The organism is Argonema antarcticum A004/B2 (assembly GCF_023333585.1).
Taxonomy (GTDB): Bacteria; Cyanobacteriota; Cyanobacteriia; order Cyanobacteriales; family Aerosakkonemataceae; genus Argonema; species Argonema antarcticum.
Map to the genome: position 1 here is coordinate 35,797 of NZ_JAIQZN010000066.1, position 5,439 is coordinate 41,235.

General features: G+C 45.3%; 5 protein-coding genes. 3 read left to right on the top strand and 2 right to left on the bottom strand.

The annotated features are described in order from the left end of the window. Nucleotides 1-1,360 (bottom strand): DUF4114 domain-containing protein (locus LAY57_RS24255; protein WP_249069671.1); only part of this gene is annotated, 1,360 nt, incomplete at its 3' end. A gap of 674 nt (nucleotides 1,361-2,034) precedes the next feature. On the opposite strand from LAY57_RS24255, the gene LAY57_RS24260 reads away from it, so the two are divergent. Then, on the top strand, nucleotides 2,035-2,430 hold the full coding sequence (locus tag LAY57_RS24260) for a VOC family protein (protein ID WP_249069672.1): 396 nt from the start codon (nucleotides 2,035-2,037) through the stop codon (nucleotides 2,428-2,430). Nucleotides 2,431-2,456: 26 nt separating this feature from the next. Next, nucleotides 2,457-3,527: an aldo/keto reductase gene (locus tag LAY57_RS24265; protein ID WP_249069673.1), complete on the top strand. Its 1,071-nt coding sequence runs from the start codon at nucleotides 2,457-2,459 to the stop codon at nucleotides 3,525-3,527. Between the two features lie 8 nt (nucleotides 3,528-3,535). Here the strand turns inward: LAY57_RS24265 and LAY57_RS24270 are convergent, their stop codons facing one another. After that, the gene (locus LAY57_RS24270; RefSeq protein WP_249069674.1) at nucleotides 3,536-3,961 is read right to left on the bottom strand and encodes an ester cyclase; all 426 of its coding nucleotides are present in this window, start codon (nucleotides 3,959-3,961) and stop codon (nucleotides 3,536-3,538) included. A gap of 270 nt (nucleotides 3,962-4,231) precedes the next feature. Here LAY57_RS24270 and LAY57_RS24275 point away from each other — a divergent pair, with 270 nt between their 5' ends. Continuing rightward, nucleotides 4,232-5,116 carry a hypothetical protein gene (locus tag LAY57_RS24275; RefSeq protein WP_249069675.1) on the top strand — a complete coding sequence of 295 codons (885 nt, stop codon included), beginning with the start codon at nucleotides 4,232-4,234 and terminating at the stop codon, nucleotides 5,114-5,116. Nucleotides 5,117-5,439 lie beyond the last annotated feature (323 nt).

The following is a 5,439-nucleotide window of genomic DNA, read 5'->3' on the forward strand; positions in this document are numbered from 1 at the left end:
GCGGAGTCACAGGTGTTCCCGGATCGACTACTGGTGGCGGAGTCACAGGTGTTCCCGGATCGACTACTGGTGGCGGAGTCACAGGTGTTCCCGGATCGACTACTGGTGGCGGATTAACAGGTGTTCCCGGATCGACTACTGGTGGCGGAGTTACAGGTGTTCCCGGATCGACTACTGGTGGCGGAGTTACAGGTGTTCCCGGATCGACTACTGGTGGTGGAGTTACAGGTGTTCCCGGATCTACTACTGGTGGTGGATTAACAGGTGTTCCCGGATCTACTACTGGTGGCGGAGTCACAGGTGTTCCCGGATCGACTACTGGTGGTGGAGTGACAGGTGTTCCCGGATCGATTACTGGTGGTGGGGTGACAGGCGATTCTGCTTTCACATAATCAATCAAATCCTTACCCAACTTAGAATCCCGCCAATCTTTAGCAGGATCTATCACCTCATCCAAATTAACCGCTTTCCCCGTCGCACCACTCAACCTAAAAATTACATCGTTATAATCTTTATCTGTTCCGGTATCGACGCGCAGATCTTCGATCGCAAATGCGCTACCCGTCCCGTTAATATCTGCAATTTGTCCGACATGAAAAGCTTCGTTGGGATTCGCTGTCACCAAAGAAAATAACGGACGCTTTGCACCACCAATATTAGGATTATCAAATACTTCTTGCACTTTCCCATTTGGCACTAACATCACGCCAAATGTATCCCCAGGTGTCATCGCAAACGTCTTGACACCTTTGTATTCTCCATCGTTATCGGCATTTGCCAAACCAACATTAAATTTTGCTGCTTCGTTGGGGTCAGAAATTACCACATAACCTAAGTTTGAATTACTCTGCGATCGATTTGCTGCTTCTTTAATAAACTCTTCCGAACCGGGAACAAATTGATCCATTCCGTCTAAACTAAAGATGGCTAATTCGCCTTTATACCCGCCGCCATCATTAATAAAATCAACTCCAACTTGTCCGGTTTCTCCGACTGTAAAATATCCCGATTCCACTTTCAATCCGGTAATCGGATCGACTTGCTTATTCTCAACTGTCAAATTCAGGTCGTATTTCGCTTCGCCGCTAATTTGTTTGACTCGAATCGTGTAATCTCCGGCGGCTAAGTTGTCGATCGCAATTACTTCATCACTCAAATCGCCGTTCGCATAATTATACAGTACACCACCCCGATTGTCAAGTACCTCTAGGTCAGCATTTGCACTCAGTCCGTTGAGAGAAACTCCCACCTTTCCCGGAGAGTTCAAGCTGAACTTATAGAGGTCAAACGGGTCGGAATTGCCAACGAAACCCGCATAATTTTGGTTGCTATTCAAAACGCCGATATCCAAATCAGACATTGCACCCTCCCAGAACCTGCAAATTTATGCTTCTATCTATCTCTCAGGATCGAACTTCCGCTTTTATGCGCTACTCGATGTTTTGTTGCAAAACTTTACAGTTGCCACTCAGTCCTAGCTCCTTCCCTATTTGTCGTTGGCTTTCGTTCCAAAGGCCCAACCCACAACTTTCAACGTCCCCCTTTTTAAGGGGGATTTAGGGGGATCTCCTGCGAGATAAAACTAAAAAAACCTTTAAATCAGCCCTTAATCTACCAGATTTCATCTATCTATCCGTATAAAATCCTCAATCTTCACCAAAGCTTCAAAATATGCCAAATTATATGAAATTTCCATAAAGAGGCTACTAACTATCGCCGGGACAAACCTCACCCCCCTACCCCCTCTCCGCAACGGAGAGGGGGAGTAATAGTCTCCCCTCCCGTTGCGGGGAGTAATAGTCTCCCCTCCCCGTTGCGGGGAGTAATAGTCTCCCCTCCCCGTTGCGGGGAGGGGTTGGGGGTGGGGTTCCACTGTTCCGGCGATAGTTAGTAGTCCATAAAGACAATCTTCGCCATTTAGTTGCAACTCATAATCATAACGACTATGATTTAAATAAGACAGCGCAAACCATATTAGGTAGGTAAGTAATACCTACCCTAGAGAAATCTTTTTGCAAAAATAAGGACAAACAAATGAATCTTATTCGTTTTGAACACATCAATCTTTCCTGCAAAGATATCGACGCCACCAAAAATTTCTATCAAACGGTTTTTCCCAATTGGTATGTGCGCGTCGAAGGCGTAAACGATGGTAGTCGCTGGATGCACTTTGGTGATAACCAATTTTATCTAGCACTCAACGATACACCAAACGAAGAGCGAGTGCATAATATTTACGAGAACATCGGCATCAATCACATTGGATTAGTCATTGATGACGGCGATGCCATGAAAACACATCTCGACAAACATGGCATTGAGTATTATACTATGACAGCGCCCGAAACAAAGCATCGCATTTATGTCACAGATCCCGACGGAAACGAAATCGAATTAGTCGAGTACAATCAAGATTACCAATTGAAGTAAATCTTTGTAAGTAAGGAGAAAAAACAATGCCACCTCAGACATTAGCAGCACTCACTGACTATCGGTTACTGGGAAAAAGCGGTTTGCGAATATCTCCCCTCTGCTTAGGTACCATGACATTTGGCACAGATTGGAATTGGGGCTCTGATAAAGAGGAAAGTCGAAAAGTATTTGATTTGTATGTAGAGCGAGGCGGTAACTTTATTGATACCGCAGATGCCTATACCAATGGCACTAGCGAAACATATTTAGGGGAATTCATGGCATCCCGCCGAGAGCAACTTGTAATTGCCACTAAATACAGTTGCAATACTCGTCAAGGCGATCCAAATGCAGGTGGAAATCATCGTAAAAACATGATCCAATCTTTAGAAGCAAGTCTGAAACGTTTGAAAACAGACTATATCGATCTCTACTGGTTGCATATTTGGGATTTCCTCACACCGATTGAAGAAATCATGCGAGCTTTCGACGATTTAGTTCGAGCCGGAAAAGTCCTTTATATAGGAATTTCCGATGCGCCTGCGTGGAAAGTTTCGCAAGCAAACACCATTGCCGAACTGCGAGGATGGACTCCTTTTATTGGTCTGCAAATAGAATATAATTTACTGGAACGAACTGTCGAACGCGACCTCACACCGATGGCGCAAGAACTTAATATCGGCGTTGTTCCCTGGTCTCCACTTGGCGGCGGAGTACTGACTGGAAAGTACAACAAAACGCAGCCACAAGATGCTAACGTTAATCCAGAAACGCCAAGCCGTAAAGAATTTAATCAAACATTCGGTAAGTTAACCGATCGCAATCTGACAGTTGCAGAGGAAGTGCAAAAAATAGCCACAGAAATTGGTCGTTCTCCCGCACAAGTCGCTTTAAATTGGTTACTCCAAAAACCAGGTGTCGTCAGTCCGATTATTGGGGCACGCACGATCGGACATTTAGAAGATAATCTCCAATGTTTGGATTTTGTGCTTTCATCAGAACATATAGCTCATTTAGATGACGTGAGCAAGATTGAGTTAGGATTTCCTCATGACTTTCTCAGCAGCGATATGGTGAAAAATGTCGTGAATGGTGGAGCAAACATTAAAGCCTAAGTACTTCTCTATTTCAGTGCCGGGAATGCACCCAGTTGTTGCACAACTTGCAAGTCACTCATTTCGCACCAAAGTTCTTGAACTTTATCATTCAGAATCATGAAAATCATAATTCCCGTTTCTAACACCCGCTGATTCCGGCAAGGAATGTCGAGTAATCCACCTCGGTAAGTACTCCAACCGGAGTAGCGTACTACAATTTTATCTTGTGAGGTAATCACATCGTGAATTGTCCATTCTGGATCTGTGAAAGTGGCTCGATACCAGCGCAACCACGCCTTAAAATCCTCAATTCCAAAGGGATCGACGGCATTGCCCTGACCGTGTGCAATGAAGCCAGGGGCAACTAGATTGTCTAAAATTTCTTCTTTACCTTGGGTAAAAAGGGTTTGAAACCAGGTATCGACGATCGCTTTGGGTTCAGAAAGTAACATTGAGGTTATTGCACAGCTTTTGATAAGAGACAATACCATTTTCTTGGTAGTACTGGTTGTGCAACATCATCCCAACTGAAGAGTAAACTCGATGAAATTTGCTAAGCAAGTCACCCGATCGCATCGATCTAGTGGATGAGGTGCGATCGCGCTACTTCGTAGTACTGTCATCCTTGGGACTTTTTTTGGAACTATGGACTGAGTATTTGCCGTCAAGGCTTTGAGCGATCGCAAAACAACCTCACTCATCAAATCAGGGGAACCAAAATAATGACTTATGCCATCTTTGACGAAACCTACTACCTCAACAGTTACCCCGATATCAGGGCAGCCGTCGCCTCTGGAGCGCTTGTTTCTGGATTGGAACATTTTCAACGCTCTGGTATAAATGAAGGCCGCGTTCTCGTCTCACCGCTTTGGAACGAAGCCCAGTATTTAGCGGCTAACCCCGATATCAGGAACGCTGTCGCAGCAGGATCTTTGCGTTCCGGTTTGCAACACTTTATCTTGTACGGAGAAGCCGAACGTCGTCCCGGCGCACCTGTTGTTCCCACCAGCAGCGGCTTCAACGAAGATTATTACTTATCTCTTTATCCCGATGTCGGGCCTTTAGTTGCCTCCAGACAGTTCCCATCTGCCGAAGCGCACTACATCCGCACAGGACAATTTGAAAACAGATTGGCTCTGTCCTCTGGAACCAATGGCAATGATATTGTTACTGGGAATGGGCCCTTAACCGGCATCGTGGGAGTGGGGTTGGACGTTTTCGCTGTCAGGGGAGCCCCCGACCCCAGACCGACCAGTCTCGGAGTCGGCGAGACAGATATGCTGATTGGTGGACTAGGGAACGATGCCTTCATATTAGGCTTTGGCAGAACAGGCGCGAATCCAGTTGCCCAAAGGTTATATGTGGGGGGAGCAAATGGCGACTACGCTTACATCAAGTATTTTGAACGCTCCAAAGATTCTATCCAGCTAACTGGAACGGTGAACGACTACGTTCTGAATGCTGGTTCGTTTGCCGTGACAGGAAACAGGGCTTCTGGTGTGAGCATCTCCACCAACACAGGAGATTTGGTAGCTCTGGTAGAAGGTGTGCAATCTCTACAGCTAGTCGATCAAGACACCAATCAGGGAATCTTTTTCTTGGGCTAGAAACTACAAAAGTCAAAAGTCAAAAGTCAAAAGTCAAAAAAATCCGGCTCTTGCGTACTTAGTGTGCTAAGTTAACTTAAATTTATCCTCAAGGCTTTGCTACGTAAGGCGTTGAGTTATTTACACCCAAAGCTTGGTTATGGCAACTTGCTGCGGATGGGCAATCACCTTGAAATCCCTGCCAAGCTTTGCGCGTAGGACACAAAAAAACTAATCGTTTGGCACACTAAGTACGGAAGACCCAAAAATCCTTCTTTTGACTTTTGACTTTTGACTTTTGACTTTTGACTTTTGACTTTTGACTTTTGACTTTTGACTTTTGA

What these genes read in the sequence shown, in the direction of transcription:
- LAY57_RS24275 (WP_249069675.1), top strand. Translation starts at nt 4,232, where the DNA reads ATGACTTATGCCATCTTTGACGAAACCTACTACCTCAACAGTTACCCC.
- LAY57_RS24260 (WP_249069672.1), top strand. Translation starts at nt 2,035, where the DNA reads ATGAATCTTATTCGTTTTGAACACATCAATCTTTCCTGCAAAGATATC.
- LAY57_RS24265 (WP_249069673.1), top strand. Translation starts at nt 2,457, where the DNA reads ATGCCACCTCAGACATTAGCAGCACTCACTGACTATCGGTTACTGGGA.
- LAY57_RS24270 (WP_249069674.1), bottom strand. Translation starts at nt 3,961, where the DNA reads ATGTTACTTTCTGAACCCAAAGCGATCGTCGATACCTGGTTTCAAACC.